The organism is Nocardioides sp. YIM 152315 (genome assembly GCF_029210375.1).
In the GTDB taxonomy this organism is placed as follows: domain Bacteria; phylum Actinomycetota; class Actinomycetes; order Propionibacteriales; family Nocardioidaceae; genus Nocardioides.
In genome coordinates this window covers 100,492-116,289 of the sequence record NZ_JARGER010000048.1, presented here as the reverse complement: position 1 = coordinate 116,289, position 15,798 = coordinate 100,492, and the positions used below count along the sequence as shown (strand labels likewise).

Genomic DNA, 15,798 nt, shown 5'->3' with positions numbered 1-15,798 from the left:
GATCGGGGTAGAACTGCGAGGCTCTGTCCGTTCTCGGGAGGAAAGTCAGTGACCGAATCGTCCGCACCCCTGCCCTCACGCCGCGCGGTCCTCGCCGGCGGCGTCACCGGGACCGCCGCGCTCGCCGCGGCCGGCTACACCGACGCGGCGTACGCCGGCGGACATCACGGCCGCGACCCCCGCCACCGGCACGACCGGGTCAGGCTGACCGTGCTGGGCACGACCGACCTGCACGGCAACGTCTACAACTGGGACTACTTCAAGAACGCCGAGTTCGACGACGCGGCCCACGACGACATCGGCCTCGCCAAGGTCGCGACGCTCATCAAGGCGGTACGGCGCGACCGCCGCGGCGAGCCGGTCCTCACCCTCGACGCCGGCGACACGATCCAGGGCACGCCGCTGGCGTACTACTACGCGAAGATCGACCCGATCATCGGCGGCGCCGTGCACCCGATGGCGCGCGCGATGAACGAGGTCGGGTACGACGCCGCGGCGCTCGGCAACCACGAGTTCAACTACGGACTCGACACGCTGCGCGCCTTCGAGCGGCAGCTGGACTTCCCACTGCTCGGCGCCAACGCGGTCGACCCGGCGACCAAGCGACCGGCGTTCCCGCCGTACCTCATCAAGCACTACCGGGTCGGGCGCGGGCACACGCTCAAGGTCGGCGTCCTCGGGCTGACGAACCCGGGCATCGCGATCTGGGACAAGGCCAACGTCGAGGGACGGATGGAGTTCCCCGGTCTCGTCGAGCAGGCGCGGAAGTTCGTCCCGGAGCTGCGCCGGCGCGGGTGCGACCTCGTGATCGTCTCGGCGCACTCGGGCGCGGACACGTCCTCGTCGTACGGCGACGCGCTGCCCTACCCCGAGAACGCCTCGTCGCTCGTCGCCGAGCAGGTGCCCGGCATCGACGCGATCCTAGTCGGGCACGCGCACGTCGAGATCACCCAGCGCTACGTCACGAACGCCGAGACCGGCCAGCAGGTGCTGCTGTGCGAGCCGTCGTACTGGGGTCGGCGGCTGGCCGTGATGGACTTCGTCGTCGAGGAGACCCGGTGGCGCCGGGGACGCGGCTGGCGGCTGGTCGCCGCGACCTCGCAGGTGCTCAACTCCAACACCGCGGCCGAGGACCGGCGCGTGGCGGGCGCGGTGCGCGAGCAGCACGACACGGTGATCGCCTACGTGAACTCGCCGATCGGCACCTCCGCCGCAGCGTTGTCGGCGGCACGGGCGGTCGTCGAGGACGTGCCGATCATCGACTTCGTCAACTACGTGCAGGCGGACGCCGTCAAGGCCGGCCTCACCGGCAGCGACGCCGCGCTGCCGGTGCTCTCGATCGCGGCGCCGTTCAACCGCGCGGCGTCCTTCCCGTCGGGCGAGGTCACCGTCCGCGACGTGGCTGGCCTCTACATCTACGACAACACGCTGCTCGCCGTGCGCGTGACCGGTGCGCAGGTGAAGGACTACCTGGAGTTCTCCGCCCGCTACTTCAAGCCGGTGTCGGGTCCGGGCCCGGTCCCGATCGACGACGTCACCAACGCCGTGACCGAGACCGCCCCGAACGGCACGCCCGACTACAACTTCGACTCCGTCGCCGGCCTCGACGCCCCGCTGACCTACGCCATCGACCTGGCCCAGCCGATCGGCTCGCGCATCGTCGGGCTCGCGTACGGCGGCGCGCCCGTCACCGCCGACCAGGAGTTCGTGCTGGCCGTGAACAACTACCGCCAGTCCGGCGGTGGCGGCTTCCCCGCGGTCTCCACGGCGCCGGTCGTCTACAACCGGCAGAACGAGATCCGCCAGCTGCTCATCGACTGGGTCACCGCCCACGGCACCATCGACCCGGCCCGGTTCGCCTCCGTCGACTGGCGGCTGGTCGCCAACGGGACGCCGATCACCGTCACCTGAGACCGGACCGTCGGGTCGACACCCGGTGACAGCCGCTACTCGCCGCGGAAAACCGGGCGGCGCTGCTCGCCGAACGCGCGCATCCCCTCTGCGACGTCGCCGGTGCGCAGCAGGATCGTCTGGCCGGTGCGCTCGCGCTCCAGGGCGTCGTCGAGGCCGGGCAGGCTGGCGGCGTTGACGGCCCTCTTGGTGGCGGCGAAGCCGAGCGGGGGACCCGCGGCGAGGCGGGCGGCGAGCTTCGCCACCAGTGCCGGGAACTCCGCGTCGTCCACGACGTGGGAGATCAGGCCCGCGGCGCAGGCGTCGGCGGCGGGGAGCGGCTCGGCGAGCAGCGCCATCCGCATCGCCCGGGCCCGGCCGACCGAGGCCGCGACCGTGGCGGAGGCGCCGCCGTCGGGCATCAGGCCGATCCGCGAGAACGCCAGCAGGAACGACGCTGACGAGGAGGCCACGGCCAGGTCGGCCGCGAGCGCGAGGGAGCAGCCGACCCCGGCGGCCACGCCGTTGACCGCCGCCAGCACCGGCTTGTCGCACCCGACGACCGCGCGCACGAGGCGGTTGGCGCGGTCGAGGGCGCGGACGTCGAAGCGCTCGTGCGCGTCCTCCCCGGAGATGTCGGCGCCGGCGCTGAAGGCGGCCCCGGCGCCGGTGATCACCACCGCGGACACGTCGGCCCGCGAGGGCGCCGACTCGAGCTCGGAGGCGAGCCGGTCGCTCATCTCGTCGCTCATGGCGTTGAAGACCTCGGGACGGTTCATGGTCAGCGTGAGCACGCCGTCGGCGGCGTCGACCAGCAGGTCAGCCAAGGTGGGCACCCGCCGCCTCCATCTCGGCGACCGCGGCGGCGGTCGTCTCGGGATCGACGCCGGCGCACAGCCCCAGCAGCAGCCGGGTGTCGAAGCCCGACCGCACGGCGTCGAGCGTGGTCGCGCGCACGCAGTAGTCGGTCGCGATGCCGCACACGTCGACCGCGCCCACGTCGTGTGCCTTCAGCCAGTCGGCGAGGGCGCGGCCGTCGACCGTGCGCCCCTCGAACCCGGAGTACGCCGCGGCATGCTCGCCCTTGAGGAAGATGGCGTCGAACGGCTGCGGGTCGAGGTTCGGGTGGAAGGCCTCGCCGTCGGTGCCGACCTTGCAGTGCACCGGCCACGACTCGGCGTAGTCGGGCTCCCTGGCCCAGTGGTCGCCCGGGTCGACGTGGTGGTCCTTGGTCGCGACCACGTGGTCGTACGCCGGGGCGCCGGGTCCGCCCGCGGCCCAGGCCCGGAGCACCGTGCCGATGTCGGCGGCGACCCGGGCCCCGCCGTCGACCGGCAGCGAGCCGCCCTCGCAGAAGTCGTTCTGCACGTCGGTGACGATCAGGGCACGCTTCATGCCGGGAACGCTACCGGTCATCGATGGATCGTCGGGATCACCGGTTCGCCCCGTGACATCTGCTGGACCGCCACGGGCAGCTCGGCGCGAGAGGCAAGGTGGCGCTCGCGGGCGGCCTCCAGGGGCTCGCGTCCCACCAGCTCCCCGGACCGCACGAGCGGGACGAGCAACGGCCGGTCGTCGCCGTCGTCCACGGGCGCGCGGCCGATGCCGACCACCTCCGACTCGGCCACCCCGGCGGCCGACCGCCGCCGCAGCGCGTACTTGCGGCCGCCCACCGACGCCTTGTCGACACTGCGCTTGGCGACCGACTCCATCTCGCCCGCCCCGGACTCACGCGCGACGAGCTTGTAGACGAAGCCGCAGGTCGGGTGGCCGCTGCCGGTCACGAGCTCGGTGCCGACGCCGTACCCGTCCACCGGCGCCGCGGCCAGCGCCGCGATCGCGTGCTCGTCGAGGTCGCTGGTCACGATGATCCGCGTGCCGGTCGCCCCCAGCCCGTCCAGCTGCGCGCGCACCTCCGTGGCCTGGACGGCGAGGTCGCCGGAGTCGAGTCGCACCGCGCCCAGGCCGGTCCCCGCGATCTCCACCGCTCTCCGCACGGCCTCGGCGACGTCGTAGGTGTCGACCAACAGCGTCGTGTCGACGCCGAGCGACGTCACCTGCGCGCGGAACGCGTCGGCCTCGGTGTCGTGCAACAGCGTGAAGCTGTGCGCGCTGGTGCCTGTGGTGGGCACGCCGTATCGCCGCCGGGCGGCCAGGTTGGACGTCGACGCGAAGCCGGCGAGGTACGCCGCCCGCGCCGCCGCCACCGCCGCCTCCTCGTGGGTGCGTCGGGAGCCCATCTCGATGCAGGGCCGGTCGCCGGCGGCGAGCGTCATCCGCGACGCCGCGGACGCGACGGCCGAGTCGTGGTTGTAGATCGACAGCAGCACCGTCTCGAGCAGCACCGCCTCGGCGAAGGTCGACTCGACGACCACGAGGGGGGAGTAGGGGAAGTAGGCCTCGCCCTCGGCGTACCCCCACACGTCGCCGGAGAAGCGGTACGACGCCAGCCACTCGAGCGTCGGCGCGTCCACGACGTCCTCGAGCGCGGCGAGCGTCGGGTCGTCGAAGCGGAAGGACTCGATCGCGTCCAGGGCCCGGCCGACCCCGGCGACGACGCCGTACCTGCGCCCCTCGGGCAGCCGCCTCGGGAAGAGCTCGAAGACCGAGCGACGGTGCGCGGTGCCCGACCGCAGCGCGGCCTGCAGCATGGTCAGCTCGTAGTGGTCGGTCAACAGTGCGGTCGAGGGTGCGGTCGAGGGTGCGGTCGAGGGTGCGGTCGAGGGTGCGGTGGAGTCAGCCACGTGGTCAGTGTGCCAACCCCGCTGTGCAAATATGGCCCTGTGACCGCGCCCGTCGAGGTCGAGCCGACCACCACGCCCGACGAAGTCCTCGAGGACGTCGTCCAGACGGCGAAGCCGTGGGTGACGATTGTCTGGAACGACCCGGTCAACCTGATGTCCTACGTGACCTTCGTCTTCCAGAAGTACTTCGGCTACTCCAAGAAGAAGTCCGAGAAGCTGATGATGGAGGTGCACGAGGAGGGCAGGTCCGTGGTCAGCCACGGCACCCGCGAGGAGATGGAGCGCGACGTGCAGGCGATGCACGAGTACGGCCTCTGGGCGACCATGGACCGGCAGGACTGAGGACAGCTTGAGCACCCAGAAATGAGCGCCTTCCACCGACACCGGCGCAGCAAGCTCATCATCGCGAACTTCTCCGGCTTCGAGGCCGACCTGCTGCGCTCGCTCGCCGGTCAGCTCGTCGAGCTGCTCCGCAACGAGGCGGCCGAGCCCCGCGACGACGTCGACCCCCTCGAGGCGCTGATGGACTTCTCCGGGCCGACGCAGGAGCCGGAGGACCCGGTGCTGGCGCGGCTCTTCCCGACGGCGTACCCCCACGACGAGGAGGCGGCCGCCGAGTTCCGCAGGTTCACCGAGGGCACCCTGCGCGACGGCAAGGCCGCGGCGGCGATCACGATCATCGACGCGCTCGAGGAGGCCGGGCTGCCGCAGGAGCTCACCGAGGACGGGCTGATGATCGACGTCGAGCTCGACGAGCCGACCGCCGAGACCTGGCTGCGATCCTTCACCGACCTGCGGCTGGCGCTCGCGACCCGGCTCGAGGTCGAGGAGGGCGACGAGGGCTACTGGCACTCGCTGCCCGACGACGACCCCCGCGCTCAGGCGCACGACATCTACGAATGGGTCGGCTACCTCCAGGAGACCCTCGTCGGAGCGCTGAGCTCCTGATGCCGATCCCGCCCTTCGTCGTCGAGCTGCGCTCGATGATCGGGACCCACGAGCTGTGGCTGCCCGGTGTCACGGCCGTCATCCGTCGCGGCGACGAGCTGCTCCTCACCAGGCGGGCCGACAACGGCGAGTGGTCACCGGTCACCGGCATCGTCGACCCGGGGGAGGAGCCGGCGGTCTCGGCGGCCCGCGAGGCGCTGGAGGAGGCGGGCGTCGAGGTGACCGTGGACCGGCTCGCCTCGGTCGGCGCGATCCCCGACGTCGTCTACGAGAACGGCGACCGCGCCGCCTACCTCGACCTGACCTTCGGCTGCACCTGGGTCTCGGGCGAGGCGCGGGTGGCCGACGACGAGAACGTCGACGTGCGGTGGTGGCCCATCTCGGACCTGCCGGCGATGTCGTCGTCGATCCGCCGGCGCATCGACGACGTCCTCGCCGAGGAGGCCGCGGCGCGCTTCCGGGTCTGAGGACCGGGTGGTTTCGAGACAGGCGCTAGCGCGCCTTCCTCAACCACCGGGGCGCTCAGACGACGCCGAGCGCGAGCATCGCGTCGGCGACCTGGATGAAGCTGGAGATGTTGGCGCCGGCGACGTAGTTGCCGGGCGCGCCGAACTCCTCCGACGCCGCGAGGCAGCGGTCGTGCACGCCGGTCATGATCTCCTGCAGTCGGCGCTCGGTGTAGTCGGCGGTCCAGGAGTCGCGCGAGGCGTTCTGCTGCATCTCCAGCGCGCTGGTGGCGACGCCGCCGGCGTTCGCGGCCTTGCCGGGCGCGAACTTCACGCCGGCCTCCTGGAAGATCCGGGTCGCCTCCGGCGTGCACGGCATGTTCGCGCCCTCGGCGACCGCCACCACGCCGCCGTCGACGAGGGCACGTGCCGCGTCGGCGTCGAGCTCGTTCTGCGTCGCGCAGGGGAGTGCGACCTCGGCGGGGACGTCCCAGACCGACTCGCCCTCGACGTACTTCGCCGAACCCCGCTGCTCGGCGTACGCCGAGATGCGGGCCCGGTCGACCTCCTTGACCTGGCGCAGCAGGTCGAGGTCGAGCCCGGCCTCGTCGACGACGTAGCCCGAGGAGTCGGAGGCGGCGACGACCTGGGCGCCGAGCGCGATGGCCTTCTCCGCCGCGTAGATCGCCACGTTGCCCGAGCCGGAGACGACGACGCGACGCCCCGAGAGGCTCTGGCCCGCCGCGGCGAGCATCTGCTCGGTGAAGAACACCGTGCCGTAGCCGGTGGCCTCCTTGCGGACCCGCGAGCCGCCGTACGCGAGGCCCTTGCCGGTGAGCACGCCCGACTCGTAGCGGTTGGTGATGCGCTTGTACTGCCCGAAGAGATAGCCGATCTCGCGCTCGCCGACGCCGATGTCACCGGCGGGGACGTCGGTGTACTCGCCGAGGTGCCGGTAGAGCTCGGTCATCAGCGACTGGCAGAACCGCATGATCTCGGCGTCGCTGCGACCCTTCGGGTCGAAGTCGGAGCCGCCCTTGCCTCCGCCGATCGGGAGGCCGGTGAGGGCGTTCTTGAAGATCTGCTCGAAGCCGAGGAACTTCACGATGCCCAGGTAGACCGACGGGTGGAACCGCAGGCCGCCCTTGAACGGGCCGAGCGCGGAGTTGAACTCGACCCGGAACGCCCGGTTGACCTGGACCTGCCCGCTGTCGTCGACCCACGGGACGCGGAAGATCAGCTGCCGCTCGGGCTCGCAGATGCGCTCGATGACCGCCTGGTCCAGGTACTCCGGGTGGCGCCGCACGACCGGCGCCAGCGACTCGAGCACCTCGGCGACGGCCTGGTGGAACTCCCGCTCCCCGGGGTTCCGGTTCAAGACGGTGTCGTAGTGCGACTGGAGGGCTGGGTCGAGGCTCGGCACCAGTGCACTCTACGAGCCGGGCCGAGCGCGGCGACCGGCCGGTCCGGAAGGCGGGCACGGTGCCGGTGGGCCGGTCCGGCCCCTCTACGCTGGAACGGTGCTGACCATCGACCGCGCGACGTACGACGCCATCGTCGCGCACGCCAGGCGCGACCACCCCGACGAGGCCTGCGGGATCGTCGCGGGGCCCGAGGGCAGCGACCGCCCGGAGCGGCTGGTCGAGATGGTCAACGCGGCCGGGTCCCCGACGTTCTACGAGTTCGACTCGACCGAGCTGCTCGAGCTCTACAAGGAGATGTGGGACCGCGACGAGGAGCCGGTCGTGATCTACCACTCACACACGGCGACCGAGGCCTTCCCCAGCCGCACCGACATCGGCCTCGCGAGCGAGCCCGGCGCGCACTACGTGCTGGTGAGCACCCGCGACGGAGGGAATAACGACGGCCCCGTCGAGTTCAGGTCGTACAGGATCGTCGACGGCGAGGTGACCGAGGAAGAGGTCACCGTCGTGGACGAGCTCAGCAACTGAGGAGTCACACACCATGGCCATCGAGGTCCGCATCCCGACCATCCTGCGCACCTACACCGACGGTGCGAAGGCCGTCACCGCCGAAGGCGGCAGCCTGAGCGCGCTCATCGACGACCTGGATGGCAACCACCCCGGCATCAAGGACCGGTTGATCGAGAACGGCGACCTGCGCCGCTTCGTCAACGTCTACGTCAACGACGAGGACGTGCGGTTCATCGGCGGGCTCGGCGCCGAGCTCAGCGACGGCGACCAGGTCGTCGTGCTGCCGGCCGTCGCCGGCGGCTCCGGCCCCCACTGATCGAGCAGAGGATGGTCCGCTACGACAACCTCCTCGCCTCCGTCGGCAACACGCCGCTGGTCGGGCTCCCGGGGCTGTCGCCGAGCCCCGAGGTCCGCCTCTGGGCGAAGCTCGAGGACCGCAACCCGACCGGATCGATCAAGGACCGCCCGGCCCTGATGATGATCGAGGAGGCCGAGAAGGACGGCACCCTGCGTCCCGGCTGCACGATCCTCGAGCCGACGTCGGGCAACACCGGCATCTCGTTGGCGATGGCCGCGAAGCTCAAGGGCTACCGCATCGTCTGCGTGATGCCGGAGAACACCTCCGAGGAGCGCCGCCAGCTGCTGCAAATGTGGGGCGCGAGGATCGTGTCGTCGCCGGCCGCCGGCGGGTCGAACGAGGCCGTCCGGGTCGCGAAGAAGGTCGCCGCCGAGCACCCCGACTGGGTGATGCTCTACCAGTACGGCAACGCCGCCAACGCCCTCGCCCACGAGCGCGGCACCGGACCGGAGCTGCTCGCCGACCTGCCCTCGATCACCCACTTCGTCGCGGGGCTCGGCACCACCGGCACGCTGATGGGCGTCAGCCGGTTCTTCCGCTCCACCAGACCCGACGTGCGGATCGTCGCCGCCGAGCCGCGGTACGGCGAGCTCGTCTACGGCCTGCGCAACCTCGACGAGGGCTTCGTCCCCGAGTTGTACGACGCGTCGCTGATCGACGCGCGCTTCTCGGTCGGACCGCGCGACGCCGTACGCCGGGTGCGCGAGCTGCTCGAGCTCGAGGGCATCTTCGCCGGCATCTCGACCGGCGCGATCCTGCACGCCGCCCTCGGCCAGGCCGCCAAGGCGGTCAAGGCCGGCGAGAGCGCCGACATTGCGTTCGTGGTCGCCGACGGAGGCTGGAAGTACCTCTCGACCGGCGCCTACGAAGGCACGATCGACGAGGCCGAGGACCGCCTCGAGGGCCAGCTCTGGGCGTGAGCGTCAGCTGACGTCGAGGTCCTGGTCGGCGTTCAGCTCGCTGCCCGGGACGGCGTCGAGGCCGAGCAGGTCGAGCGCGAGGTTGGCGAGGTCGCCGTTGCGGACCGGCTGCCGCGCCGCGGCGTACCCCGGGTGCGTCTTCCGAGGGTTCCGGTAGTCGGGGTTGAGCGCGTAGAGGTCGCCGGGCTGCACGCCGGCGCCCCAGACCAGGAACGGGACGCGGAAGTCGGCGAGCACGCGGGGCGTGTGCGTCCTGCGACCCGGCACGAAGCCGTGGTCGGCGGTGAGGATCACGGTCAGGTGCTCGTCGAGGGTCGGGTTGGCCTCGATCGTGTCGAGCACGGTGCCGAGCTGCCGGTCGGTCTTGCGGACGGCGGAGAGGTACTGGCGTGACAGCCCGCCGTACGCGTGCCCGAACCGGTCGGGGAGCGACACGTGCAGGAAGGTGAACGGCCGGTCGTTGTCGACCAGGTCCGCGACCGCCGTGCGCACCAGACGCCGCTGCTTCACGTCGTATTCGGCGCGGTCGATGCCCCCCGACCACGACCGCTCGTAGAGCCGGAACTTCTCCTTGGTGCTGAAGAGCGCGCTCTCGCCACCGGAGCCGTCCACGACGCTGAACACCGACCCGACCGGGTGCCGGGCGGCCCGCTGCACGGTCATGAACGGCCGGTCGTCGTCCCAGGTGACGCCGTGGCCGCCGCGGCGCGCGTCGATGCGGCGGCCGGTCAGCATCGAGGTGTGGTTGGGCAGGGTGACGTTCTGCTCCCGCTCGGTGCGGGCGTTGAGCGTGGCGGCGCCCTCCGTCAGCAGCCGGTGGAACGTCGGCGTCCCGTCCTCACCGAGCCGCTTGATCGCGGTCGGGTTCAGGCCGTCGACGGAGATCGCGAGCACGCGGGCGCCCGAGGCCGGCTCACCACGATCTGGCGCCGCGTGCGTGGCGCCGACGGGTGCGAGCAGTGCCGCCACCAGGGCGCACGAGGGGAGGAGGAGGGAGCGACGAGCCATGGCGGTGACGCTACCTGCTCCGCGCGCCGTGACCCGCGTCTCCGCGTGACGTCGGTCGCGTGCCGCGCCGCGCCGGGGGTCCGACGCTCTAGCCTTGCGTGCGTGCACGACCTGACCCACGCCGACGTCGAGGCGCGCCAGCGACTCGCAGACGCCCTGCCGCGCCGGGATGCCCCCATCGGCATCTTCGACTCCGGCTTCGGCGGCCTCACCGTCGCGCGCTCGGTGATCGACCAGCTCCCGCACGAGTCGATCGTCTACGTCGGCGACACGGCCCGGCAGCCCTACGGTCCCAAGCCGATCAGCGAGGTCCGCGAGTACGCACTCGAGTGCCTCGACCACCTGGTCTCACTCGGCGTGAAGGCGCTGGTCATCGCCTGCAACTCCGCCAGCGCGGCGATGCTCCGTGACGCGCGCGAGCGGTACGACGTACCCGTCATCGAGGTGATCCTGCCGGCCACCCGACGTGCCGTCGCGGCCAGCCGCACCGGCCGGATCGGCGTGATCTGCACCCACGCGACGGCCGAGTCGATGGCGTACGACGACGCGTTCGCCGCCGCCCCGCACGTGGAGCTCGTCACCCGGCCGTGTCCGCGGTTCGTCGACTTCGTCGAGGCCGGGGTCACCGGCGGCGACGAGCTGATCGCGGTGGCCCACGAGTACCTCGACCCGCTCACGTCCGCCGGCGTCGACACGGTGATCCTCGGCTGCACCCACTACCCGCTGCTCACCGGCGTGATCTCCTACGTGATGGGCGACAACGTGACGCTCGTCAGCAGCGCCGAGGAGTGCGCCAAGGACGTCTACAAGATGCTCGTCGCCACCGACCTGATGCGGCCCGGCGGCGACCCGGCGTACACGTTCCTCACCACCGGCTCGCCGGGCGAGTTCGAGTCGATCGGCCGCCGCTTCCTCGGCCCGGAGATGGTCGCGGCGTCGCAGTACGTCGGAGGCCTCGCATGAGGCTCACCGTCATCGGGTGCTCCGGCTCCTACCCCGGCCCGGACTCGCCCGCGAGCTGCTACCTGCTGGAGCAGGAGCACGAGGGCCGCACCTGGCGGTTACTGCTCGACCTCGGCAACGGCGCGCTCGGGGCGCTGCACCGGTACGCCGACCCGCTCGCGATCGACGCCGTCCTGCTCAGCCACCTGCACGCCGATCACTGCCTCGACCTGTGCGGCTACTACGTGATGCGCAAGTACCACCCGGCCGGCGCCCAGCCGCGGATCCCGGTCTGGGGACCGGCCGGCACCGCCGAGCGGATGGCCCGGGCCTACGACCTCCCGGCCGATCCCGGGATGACGGCGGAGTTCGACTTCCGCGCGTGGGACGTTCCGGTGCGGATCGGACCCTTCGCGGTCACGCCGGTGCCGGTCGCCCACCCGGTGTCGGCCTACGGGCTCCGCGTCTCGGACGGTGGAGGGACGCTCGCCTACACCGGTGACACCGGCCCGACGCCGGTGCTCGACGACCTGGCCCGCGACGTCGACCTCTTCCTGGCCGAGGCGTCGTTCCGCACCGGTGAGCCGGTCCCGCCCGACCTGCACCTCACCGGCGCCGACGGCGGAGCCGCCGCCACGCGCGCCGGCGCCAAGCGTCTCGTCCTCACCCACATCCCGCCGTGGTACGACCCGCAGGACGCGCTGGCCGAGGCGCGCACGACGTACGCCGGGCCGCTCGACCTCGCGCGACCGGGGGCGGTCTACGAGATCTGAGAGCGTCGGCGATTGATGAGGTTGCGCTAGCAACCGACGCTCGAAACCACCGAAACCCGGTCAACTGCGGTGGTTTCGAGACAGGCGCCGGGGCGCCTTCCTCAACCACCGAGACGGCGCGCGGTGGGTCTGGACTTCGCGAGCTCAGTCCCAGGGCCCTCAGCTGAGTCCCGCGTCGTGGACACAGATGGCGATCTGGACGCGGTTGGTGACCTGGAGCTTGTCGAACAACCGGGACACGTGCGCCTTCACCGTCGGCACGGAGAGGTGCAGCGTGCGGGCGATCTCGGCGTTGCTGAGCCCCTTGCCGACCGCCAGGGCGACGTCTCGCTCGCGGTCGGTGAGCAGCGCCAGCCGGGCCTCGGCGTCGGCGGCTCGGGCGGCGGCGGCGCTGGCGGTGTCCTCCGGCTCGTCGCGCAGCCGACGGATCAGCGTGCGCGTGGCGGACGGCGACAGCATCGGCTCGTCGCCGACGACCTTGTGGATCGCGGCCACGATCTCCGGCGGCGGTGTGTCCTTGAGCAGGAAGCCGTCGGCGCCGGCGGCGAGCGCCTCGACGACGTGCTCGTCGGCGTCGAACGTCGTGAGCACGATGACGCGGGGCGGGTCGGGCCGGGCGTGCAGCTCGCGCGTGGCGGCGAGGCCGTCGAGCCGTGGCATCCGGATGTCCATGAGCACGACGTCCGGCCGCAGGTCCCGCGCCAGGCGCAGGCCCTCGTGCCCGTCCGCCGCCTCGCCGACGACCTCGAGATCGCCCTGGCCGCCGAGCATCAGCCCGAGCGCCGAGCGCACCAGCGGGTCGTCGTCGACCACGAGGACCCTCGTCGTGCCCGTCACGAGCCCCAGGGTATCCATCCGTGCAGCACGAACGTCGAACCGTCGCGCCCGGCCTCCAACCGCCCACCACGCAGCTCGGCCCGCTCGGTCAGCCCGATCAGTCCGAGTCCCGAGCCCGGCGTGTGGGTCGGGCCGAAGCCCAGCGGGTTGCGCAGCAGCACGTCGACCCCGTCGGCGGGCGAGCCGGTGATGCGGACGGTCAGGAGCGCGCCGGGCGCGTGCTTGCGGGCGTTGGTCATGCCCTCCTGGACGATCCGGTAGACCGTGCGCCCGGCCGCGTCGGGCATCGTGGAGCCGGGTCCGTCCGCGACCAGGTCCTCCAGCTCGATCCGCATGCCGGCCTCCCGGGCCTCCGCGACCAGGCAGGCGAGATCGGCGTACGTCGGCTGCGGGGCGCTGCGGCGCTCGCCGCTGTCGTCGCGGAGCACGCCGAGCACGTCGCGGAGGTCCGTCAACGCCTCGTGCGCACGGTCTCGGATCACCGACGCACTGGCGCGCGTCTCCTCGGCGCTGAGGTCCTCCCGGTAGGCGAGGGCCCCCGCGTGCATCGAGATCTGCGAGATCCGGTGTGCGAGCACGTCGTGCATCTCGCGGGCGATCCGGGCCTTCTCGTTGCTGCGTGCCTGCGCGACCCGCAGCTCCTGCTCCTCCTCGGCGCGCTCGGCCCGGTTGCGCAGCGTCCAGATCAGCTCACGGCGCGACCCGATGTACATGCCCCAACCGAGCATCGCGCCGGTGGCGATGGCGTTCGCGGCCACCATCAGCCACGTCGGGTCGTCCGCGGGGTTGGTCAGGGTCGAGAAGAGTTGGGCCGACGCGAAGTTCAGTGAACCGACCAGGGCGATCTCGCGCCATCGCCGTCGGGTGGCGAGGGACACGGCGGCCAGCGTCGCGGGCCCCGCCGCCACCCCCGAGACCGCGCCGACGACGGCGAGGGCCGACGCGATGGCCAGGGGATGGCGGCGCCGGAAGAAGACGACGACGTACGCCGCGGCGCCCAGCAGGACATCGAGGAAGCACCACCACCCGTAGACGTGGCCCTGGTGCTCCGCCACCGGCAGCCACACGACCGCGCTCATCACCAGCATGAGGAGGACCCGCCAGACGTGGCTCCACAGCCGCAGCGGCGGCTGGTACTCCTCGGGGGTGGGTCGGTCCACGCGGTCACTCTAGGAGCCATCGGTCGGGACCGGGGTCGCCCCGGGGCGGCGCCGACCCCCTACTTTCGTCATCGCCGACGCGCCGCTGGGACGATGCGCCGGCCGTCGGCGTGCGGCAGGCTGACGCCATGATCACGGTTGAAGGACTCACGCGGAAGTACGGCAGCTTCACCGCGGTGGACAACGTCAGCTTCGTCTGCCAGCCCGGGAGGGTGACCGGCTTCCTCGGTCCGAACGGCGCCGGCAAGACGACCACGATGCGCGTCATGGTCGGGCTCACGCCGCCGACGTCGGGCCGCGCGACGATCGGCGGCCACCTCTACCAGCACATCCCGAACCCCGGCCGCCACGTCGGCGTGCTGCTCGATGCCTCCGCCCAGCACGGCGGTCGCACCGGTCGCGAGGTCCTCGAGATCGGCGCCCGCACGATGGGCCTGCCGTCCTCGCGCGTCGACGAGATGCTCGAGATGGTCTCGCTCACCTCGGGTGAGGCGAAGCGGAGGCTGCGCAACTACTCGCTCGGGATGAAGCAGCGCCTCGGCATCGCCCACGCGCTGCTCGGCGACCCGTCCGTGCTGATCCTCGACGAGCCCGCCAACGGCCTCGACCCGGCCGGCATCCGGTGGATGCGCGGCCTGCTCAAGGGGTACGCCGAGCGCGGTGGGACCGTCCTGCTCTCCAGCCACCTCCTGCACGAGGTCGAGCAGATCGCCGACGAGATGATCCTCATCGGCAACGGCCGGATCGTCGCCCAGGGCGACAAGAAGACGCTGCTCGCCGGCGACGCCACGACGGCCTCGACGCTCGTCACCGCGCTGGACAACCAGGTCCTCGCCGACGCGCTGGCCGCGAAGGGCATCGCCGTCACCGGCGCGGGTGAGGGTCTGCGGGTGGACGCCGCGACCGTCGACGTCGGCCGGGTCGCCGCCGAGAACGCCATCGTGCTGACCGACCTGCGCGCCGCCGAGGGCGGGCTCGAGGACCTCTTCCTCGCGCTCACCGCCGAGACCCAGCGCGAGGCCGTCGTATGAGCACCCCGACCGCCGCTGCCTCCGTGCCGACGCTCGACGTCTCGGGCACCGCACCGACGCCGTTCTCCCGCCTCGTCACGACGGAACTGCGCAAGACGTGGGACACCCGCGCGGGCTCCTGGCTCCTGATCTCCACCGCCGCCCTGACCGGGCTGGTGATGGTCATCCAGCTCATCGTGGCGGTCGCCCAGGACCTCGAGCTGACCTACAACGACTTCCTGACGTCGACGAACTTCTCGATCGCGCTCCTGCTGCCGGTCATCGGCATCCTGCTGCTCACCAGCGAGTGGAGCCAGCGCACCGCGATGGTGACGTTCTCGCTCGAGCCGCGGCGTCCGCGGGTGATCGCCGCCAAGCTGGCGGTGGGTGTCGCCCTGGCGGTCGTCGCCGTGGTCGTGGCGCTCGTGCTCGCCCTCGTCTGCAACCTGGTCTACGGTGCGCTGTCCGACTTCGCGGTCGAGTGGGACGTCAGCGTCCTCCAGACGCTGTCCTTCGTGCTCTTCCAGGTCGTCGGGATGCTGACCGGCTTCGCATTCGCGGCCCTGTTGCTGAGCTCGCCGGCCGCGATCGTGCTGTTCATGGTCTACTCGTTCGTCCTGCCGACGATCTTCGGCATCGGCGCCGCCCTGATCGGGTGGTTCGAGGACCTGCAGCCGTGGATCGACTTCGCCGACGCCCAGACGCCGCTGATCGACGCGTCGATGACCGGCGAGGACTGGGCCCAGTTCGCGGTGTCCGGCTTCATCTGGCTGGTCATCCCGCTCGCGATCGGCCTCTGGCGGGTGCTCCGCGCGGAGGTGAAGTGAG

The 15,798-nt window shown here is 71.9% G+C and carries 18 protein-coding genes; 11 read left to right on the top strand and 7 right to left on the bottom strand.

What is annotated here, in order from left to right; translation table 11 throughout:
* Nucleotides 1–48 precede the first annotated feature (48 nt).
* Entirely contained in the window at nucleotides 49–1,911 is a 1,863-nt protein-coding gene (locus PZ894_RS22960; protein ID WP_275748356.1) for a 5'-nucleotidase C-terminal domain-containing protein, read from the top strand.
* A gap of 35 nt (nucleotides 1,912–1,946) precedes the next feature.
* Here PZ894_RS22960 and PZ894_RS22955 read toward each other — a convergent pair whose 3' ends face one another.
* From PZ894_RS22955 to PZ894_RS22945, 3 genes are read right to left on the bottom strand one after another with little or no spacing between them, the layout of a single operon-like run.
* Nucleotides 1,947–2,726, bottom strand: a complete 780-nt coding sequence (locus PZ894_RS22955) for an enoyl-CoA hydratase-related protein (protein ID WP_275748355.1) — start codon at nucleotides 2,724–2,726, stop codon at nucleotides 1,947–1,949.
* Complete coding sequence (locus PZ894_RS22950; protein ID WP_275748354.1) at nucleotides 2,710–3,285, bottom strand: isochorismatase family protein; 576 nt, start codon at nucleotides 3,283–3,285, stop codon at nucleotides 2,710–2,712. Before PZ894_RS22950 ends, PZ894_RS22955 begins: the two co-directional genes overlap by 17 nt.
* A 17-nt stretch (nucleotides 3,286–3,302) precedes the next feature.
* The gene (locus PZ894_RS22945; protein ID WP_275748353.1) at nucleotides 3,303–4,634 is read right to left on the bottom strand and encodes a nicotinate phosphoribosyltransferase; all 1,332 of its coding nucleotides are present in this window, start codon (nucleotides 4,632–4,634) and stop codon (nucleotides 3,303–3,305) included.
* 39 nt (nucleotides 4,635–4,673) lie between these two features.
* Between PZ894_RS22945 and clpS the strand changes: the two genes are divergently transcribed.
* From clpS to PZ894_RS22930, 3 genes are read left to right on the top strand one after another with little or no spacing between them, the layout of a single operon-like run.
* A complete protein-coding gene (gene clpS, locus PZ894_RS22940) occupies nucleotides 4,674–4,976 on the top strand; it encodes an ATP-dependent Clp protease adapter ClpS (protein ID WP_275748351.1) in 303 nt (100 codons plus the stop codon).
* A gap of 21 nt (nucleotides 4,977–4,997) precedes the next feature.
* Nucleotides 4,998–5,582, top strand: a complete 585-nt coding sequence (locus tag PZ894_RS22935) for a DUF2017 domain-containing protein (protein ID WP_275748349.1) — start codon at nucleotides 4,998–5,000, stop codon at nucleotides 5,580–5,582.
* Nucleotides 5,582–6,049, top strand: a complete 468-nt coding sequence (locus PZ894_RS22930) for an NUDIX domain-containing protein (RefSeq protein ID WP_275748348.1) — start codon at nucleotides 5,582–5,584, stop codon at nucleotides 6,047–6,049. The genes PZ894_RS22935 and PZ894_RS22930 overlap by 1 nt, the downstream gene beginning before the upstream one ends.
* 55 nt (nucleotides 6,050–6,104) lie before the next feature.
* On the opposite strand, the gene gdhA is transcribed toward PZ894_RS22930, so the two are convergent.
* Complete coding sequence (gene gdhA, locus PZ894_RS22925; protein WP_275748347.1) at nucleotides 6,105–7,451, bottom strand: NADP-specific glutamate dehydrogenase; 1,347 nt, start codon at nucleotides 7,449–7,451, stop codon at nucleotides 6,105–6,107.
* A gap of 97 nt (nucleotides 7,452–7,548) precedes the next feature.
* Between gdhA and PZ894_RS22920 the strand changes: the two genes are divergently transcribed.
* From PZ894_RS22920 to PZ894_RS22910, 3 genes are read left to right on the top strand one after another with little or no spacing between them, the layout of a single operon-like run.
* Entirely contained in the window at nucleotides 7,549–7,980 is a 432-nt protein-coding gene (locus PZ894_RS22920; RefSeq protein ID WP_275748345.1) for a M67 family metallopeptidase, read from the top strand.
* Nucleotides 7,981–7,993: 13 nt separating this feature from the next.
* Entirely contained in the window at nucleotides 7,994–8,278 is a 285-nt protein-coding gene (locus PZ894_RS22915; RefSeq protein ID WP_275748343.1) for a MoaD/ThiS family protein, read from the top strand.
* Between the two features lie 11 nt (nucleotides 8,279–8,289).
* Entirely contained in the window at nucleotides 8,290–9,240 is a 951-nt protein-coding gene (locus PZ894_RS22910; protein WP_275748342.1) for a pyridoxal-phosphate dependent enzyme, read from the top strand.
* 3 nt (nucleotides 9,241–9,243) lie between these two features.
* Here the strand turns inward: PZ894_RS22910 and PZ894_RS22905 are convergent, their stop codons facing one another.
* Nucleotides 9,244–10,248, bottom strand: a complete 1,005-nt coding sequence (locus PZ894_RS22905; RefSeq protein WP_275748340.1) for an alkaline phosphatase family protein — start codon at nucleotides 10,246–10,248, stop codon at nucleotides 9,244–9,246.
* A gap of 111 nt (nucleotides 10,249–10,359) precedes the next feature.
* On the opposite strand from PZ894_RS22905, the gene murI reads away from it, so the two are divergent.
* Nucleotides 10,360–11,211 (top strand): glutamate racemase, encoded by an 852-nt coding sequence (gene murI / locus PZ894_RS22900; RefSeq protein ID WP_275748400.1) that lies wholly within the window; start codon nucleotides 10,360–10,362, stop codon nucleotides 11,209–11,211.
* Nucleotides 11,208–11,963: an MBL fold metallo-hydrolase gene (locus tag PZ894_RS22895; protein ID WP_275748338.1), complete on the top strand. Its 756-nt coding sequence runs from the start codon at nucleotides 11,208–11,210 to the stop codon at nucleotides 11,961–11,963. Before murI ends, PZ894_RS22895 begins: the two co-directional genes overlap by 4 nt.
* Before the next feature lie 159 nt (nucleotides 11,964–12,122).
* Here PZ894_RS22895 and PZ894_RS22890 read toward each other — a convergent pair whose 3' ends face one another.
* The gene (locus tag PZ894_RS22890; RefSeq protein WP_275748336.1) at nucleotides 12,123–12,818 is read right to left on the bottom strand and encodes a response regulator transcription factor; all 696 of its coding nucleotides are present in this window, start codon (nucleotides 12,816–12,818) and stop codon (nucleotides 12,123–12,125) included.
* The gene (locus PZ894_RS22885) at nucleotides 12,797–13,960 is read right to left on the bottom strand and encodes a histidine kinase (protein WP_275748335.1); all 1,164 of its coding nucleotides are present in this window, start codon (nucleotides 13,958–13,960) and stop codon (nucleotides 12,797–12,799) included. Before PZ894_RS22885 ends, PZ894_RS22890 begins: the two co-directional genes overlap by 22 nt.
* A gap of 128 nt (nucleotides 13,961–14,088) precedes the next feature.
* Here PZ894_RS22885 and PZ894_RS22880 point away from each other — a divergent pair, with 128 nt between their 5' ends.
* Together PZ894_RS22880 and PZ894_RS22875 are read left to right on the top strand one after the other, a co-directional pair.
* Entirely contained in the window at nucleotides 14,089–14,991 is a 903-nt protein-coding gene (locus PZ894_RS22880) for an ATP-binding cassette domain-containing protein (RefSeq protein ID WP_275748333.1), read from the top strand.
* On the top strand, nucleotides 14,988–15,797 hold the full coding sequence (locus PZ894_RS22875; RefSeq protein ID WP_275748331.1) for an ABC transporter permease subunit: 810 nt from the start codon (nucleotides 14,988–14,990) through the stop codon (nucleotides 15,795–15,797). Before PZ894_RS22880 ends, PZ894_RS22875 begins: the two co-directional genes overlap by 4 nt.
* Nucleotide 15,798 lies beyond the last annotated feature (1 nt).